The organism is Lutibacter sp., from assembly GCF_040883305.1.
Taxonomy (GTDB): domain Bacteria; phylum Bacteroidota; class Bacteroidia; order Flavobacteriales; family Flavobacteriaceae; genus Lutibacter.
This window is the reverse complement of the sequence record NZ_JBFLKT010000029.1, coordinates 1-3,760: the sequence shown is the minus strand read 5'-3', so window position 1 is coordinate 3,760 and position 3,760 is coordinate 1. Positions and strand designations below refer to the sequence as shown.

The following is a 3,760-nucleotide window of genomic DNA, read 5'->3' as shown; positions in this document are numbered from 1 at the left end:
TTCCTCTAAAAAGATTTAAAACTGCTGTTTTAATAAATAGAAATCACAAAAAATTTCCTGTAAAAGCTGATTTTAAAGGAATTTCCTTATCAACATCAATGCAAGAACATATTAATGTAGTTTTCGATAAAAATAGTTCATTTGCTATTTTAGAGTAATACTAAAATTTCTTCAACGATCGTTTCTATAGACTTCTCATTTACCGAAATAGTTTCATCAGCTTTAGTATAAAATACGGAACGTTCAAAAAGGTGCTTTCCAATATATTCCTTTAAATTTTCTTCACCTATAGTTGCTACTAGCGGTCGCTGTGAAGTTTCTCCTTTTAATCTATTAAAAATTGTGTTAATAGAAGCATTTAAATAAAACGACTTAGATTTCTTTTTAATAAATTCCATATTAGTACCATAACAAGGTGTGCCACCACCTAATGAAATTATACAATCTTCGGTAAGATTTAGAAGTTCTTGCAAATATTCACCCTCTTTTTTTCTAAAATAAATTTCACCTTTAGTTTTAAAGATTGATGTTATTGAAGCTGATTCGCAAGTTTCTATGTAAAAATCTAAATCAAAAAACTTAATATTTAATTTACCAGAAAGTTGTTTCCCAACTGCTGATTTTCCCGATGCCATATAGCCTAATAATACAATTTTCATATAATAAATTTATCAAAAAAAACAAGATTACAAATATCGTTTAAAAAACTACATAAAAAAACTTGTATTTTAAACATTAGATAGTATATTTGCACTCGCAATTGCAAAAGGAAAAGACCTGGTAGCTCAGTTGGTAGAGCACCTCCCTTTTAAGGAGGTGGTCCTGGGTTCGAGCCCCAGCCAGGTCACAAAAAGTTAAGTTTTTACTTAACTTTTTTTGTTTAAATTAGTTAAGCGCGTATGGCGGAATTGGTAGACGCGCCAGCTTGAGGGGCTGGTGTTCGCATAGAACGTGCTGGTTCGACTCCAGTTACGCGCACAATTTAAATAATTACTTATTTTTATATTTTTGCATAGCTTTACTTTGTAACTATTTTAAAAATGATTAATTTTATCGCTTAATCTAGAAAAAAATGAAAAAATACATTTATACAATAGTTTTGTCAACCTTATTATGGTCTTGTGGTGGTTCAGGTGGAGATTCTCCAGATCCAGAACCAGAGAATAACGCTCCAAATATTCCAGCTTTAATATATCCTTCGGCAAATTTACTTTGTATAGATAATTCCATAGAGTTTAAATGGAATGCTGCAACAGATCCTGATGGTGATCCTGTTACCTACCAACTTCAAATAGCAAAAGATAATCAATTTACGCAAATGGTACAATCTGTATCAAATTCTAGCACAATAAAATTATTTTCATTAGAAAAAGGTGTAGCTTATTATTGGAGAGTGAGTGCAAAAGATAACAAAAATAAAGCTAGTGCTTATTCAACCGTAAATTCTTTTTATACAGAAGGGGAAGGTGTTTCAAATTATTTACCTTTTTCACCAGAGATTGTTGCTCCAACATTAAATGAAACAGTTACCGAAACTAGTACAATTCTAGAATGGAATGCTTCTGATGTTGATAATGACCCACTGACTTATGATGTTTATTTTGGAACGGCTAAAAAACCAACAACAATTGTTGCTTCAGATCAGACCGCTAAAACATTTAATGTAAATGTTCCAGGAGCAACTTCTTATTATTGGAAAGTTATTGTTAAGGATGATAAAGGAGGTCAAACACTTGGCCAGGTCTGGAATTTTAAAACAGATTAAATTTTTATTATTTTATGTAGTTCTCTGTAAAATCCTTTTTTAATTTGGATAAAGTACATTCCTCCTATTAAATTAGATAAATTGATTTTCACAGATGCACCGTTTACAACTAATTTATCAACTAAAATGGTACTTCCTGTACTGTTAATAATTTTATATTCTATTTCATAAACTTCTTCTAGACCAAAAATTGTGATAATATCTCTAAATGGATTTGGATAAACCTGCCATCTTTTCAACTCTTTTGGTGTAGTATCAAATTCATTTATAGCTAATGTTTTATTTAAGCACTCTTCTGAAACCTTAGATAGTGGTTTAATTAATTCATCTATTTTAGATGTGGTAAAACTTGTTGCCGATGGTAAAGATGAGTAGTTAAAAAAGGTACTGTCTATAACCGAATTTTGAGCACCTAAAAAATCTTGTAGCAATGTTGCTACTGTTTGTCTATAATCATGCTGAACAACACTGATTTGAAAATTATTACCTGAAGTTGCTTCACTTAAATCTACATTTAAACCAGAAACACCGCCTTCAATAGATTCTCCAAAAACAAAAGCAGGTGAAATTTGTCCATGGTCTGTTCCCATATTTCCATTTTCTCCAGCTTTCCTTCCAAACTCAGAATAAGTTAAGCCTGATACATCTTCGCCAATCCCTTGCTGGTTTAAATCATTTACAAATGCTGTAATGGCTTCAGATAACTCATTTAACAAATTATAATGTTTACCCAAGGGGTCATTAACACCTTGTATTTGATTGTTATGCGTATCAAAACCAGATATTCTAACCATATAGACTTTAGTTTTCAAATTTCCACTAATAAGTTTTGCAACCGTTTTTAATTGGTCTGCTAAATCTGTATCTGGATACGTAGTTGCATTTGTACCACTATTAAAGGCATTGGAAATTGAAGAAGCATGTGTATTTGATAAGGCATCCACTCCAGAAATAAAAGCTAACTCCGTTCCAAAATCAGAGTTCGGGAAGGTTGTTGGTGCCTGACCTCCTAATCCGTTTAAAACAGAATAGAAACCTGCTGGATCTTGCCCTGTTAAATTTAAAGATAACCCGTGTTCCTCTATTCCATGAAAACCTAAAGAAGTTTTATCCGAACCAATTTGAATTGCTAACGGATATGGTTCTGTAATTTCTGAAGGATAGTAAAGTTCCATAAATCTACCAATCCAACCAGAGTCTGAACCATTTAAATTACTTTCTCCATCGTTCCCTGTCATATAAATATCACCAGATTTAAAATGACTTCTATTTTGAGATGGATACCCTACAGATTGTAAAATTCTAAGCCAACCAGCATCGTATAACGATTTTAATCCTGTTAATGCAGGATTTAAACCAATTTGCTGATTTGATGGTAAGCTTGTATCTAAATTTAAATATGTTAAACCACCCGTTTCAGGTATTTTAATATTTGGCCTTAAATTAGCATAAGTACTATACTGATCTAATGGGATTACTGTGTTTAATCCATCATTCCCTCCAGAAAGATTAATTAATACTAATTTTCTATTAGATACATTAGGGCAACTAAGACTTAATAATGGCTCTAAAGTAGCGTGAATTTCAATTGGTGATAATCCAATTGCAGATGCTGTTGCAGATAACTTTATAAAATTTCTTCTTTTCATTTTAAAAAAATATTACATTAATTGAAATTCAGCAGCATTTACTAAAGCTATTACTAAATCGTCTAAACGTGTTTTAATTACTGAAGTATCTCCATTACTTACATATTTTCCCCATTCACTGGACCAATAATATTCATTATAACCATCAATTAAAAAATTTACAAAATAGTTTACTCTTTCTGCACTTATGCTTTCAGGAAATAATAAATCCGAGAGTTCTATAACTAAAACAATTGAATCTGACGGATCTGATATGTTATTTTCAACAAAACTAATGGCATCTAATATTGCATAAATATTTCCACCAATAATGGTGTTTTTTCCAGCGATAAAACTTTCTATCATT

At 31.2% G+C, this 3,760-nt stretch carries 4 protein-coding genes, 2 tRNA genes and 1 pseudogene; 4 read left to right on the top strand and 3 right to left on the bottom strand.

The features are described from left to right. Positions 1-158, top strand: a pseudogene (locus tag AB1Z17_RS00810) (phosphoribosyltransferase); the annotation flags it as partial. Here AB1Z17_RS00810 and AB1Z17_RS00805 read toward each other — a convergent pair. Then, positions 150-659, bottom strand: coding sequence for a shikimate kinase (locus tag AB1Z17_RS00805; RefSeq protein WP_368049888.1), 510 nt, complete (start codon positions 657-659; stop codon positions 150-152). The pseudogene AB1Z17_RS00810 and the gene AB1Z17_RS00805 overlap by 9 nt on opposite strands. 115 nt (positions 660-774) lie before the next feature. Between AB1Z17_RS00805 and AB1Z17_RS00800 the strand changes: the two genes are divergently transcribed. The 3 genes from AB1Z17_RS00800 to AB1Z17_RS00790 all read left to right on the top strand — a co-directional run bounded on the left by AB1Z17_RS00800 (position 775) and on the right by AB1Z17_RS00790 (position 1,765). After that, a tRNA-Lys gene (locus AB1Z17_RS00800) sits at positions 775-847 on the top strand. 46 nt (positions 848-893) lie between these two features. Then, a tRNA-Leu gene (locus tag AB1Z17_RS00795) sits at positions 894-978 on the top strand. Between the two features lie 94 nt (positions 979-1,072). Continuing rightward, entirely contained in the window at positions 1,073-1,765 is a 693-nt protein-coding gene (locus AB1Z17_RS00790) for a fibronectin type III domain-containing protein (RefSeq protein WP_368049887.1), read from the top strand. Here the strand turns inward: AB1Z17_RS00790 and AB1Z17_RS00785 are convergent. Together AB1Z17_RS00785 and AB1Z17_RS00780 are read right to left on the bottom strand one after the other, a co-directional pair. Next, complete coding sequence (locus AB1Z17_RS00785; RefSeq protein ID WP_368049886.1) at positions 1,762-3,414, bottom strand: DUF1501 domain-containing protein; 1,653 nt, start codon at positions 3,412-3,414, stop codon at positions 1,762-1,764. The genes AB1Z17_RS00790 and AB1Z17_RS00785 overlap by 4 nt on opposite strands. A gap of 12 nt (positions 3,415-3,426) precedes the next feature. Beyond that, on the bottom strand, positions 3,427-3,760 hold a 334-nt coding region (locus tag AB1Z17_RS00780; RefSeq protein WP_368049885.1), incomplete at its 5' end, for a hypothetical protein.

Excerpts from the sequence above, each read along its gene's own strand:
- AB1Z17_RS00805 (WP_368049888.1), bottom strand. The coding sequence starts at position 659 with ATGAAAATTGTATTATTAGGCTATATGGCATCGGGAAAATCAGCAGTT.
- AB1Z17_RS00790 (WP_368049887.1), top strand. The coding sequence starts at position 1,073 with ATGAAAAAATACATTTATACAATAGTTTTGTCAACCTTATTATGGTCT.
- AB1Z17_RS00785 (WP_368049886.1), bottom strand. The coding sequence starts at position 3,414 with ATGAAAAGAAGAAATTTTATAAAGTTATCTGCAACAGCATCTGCAATT.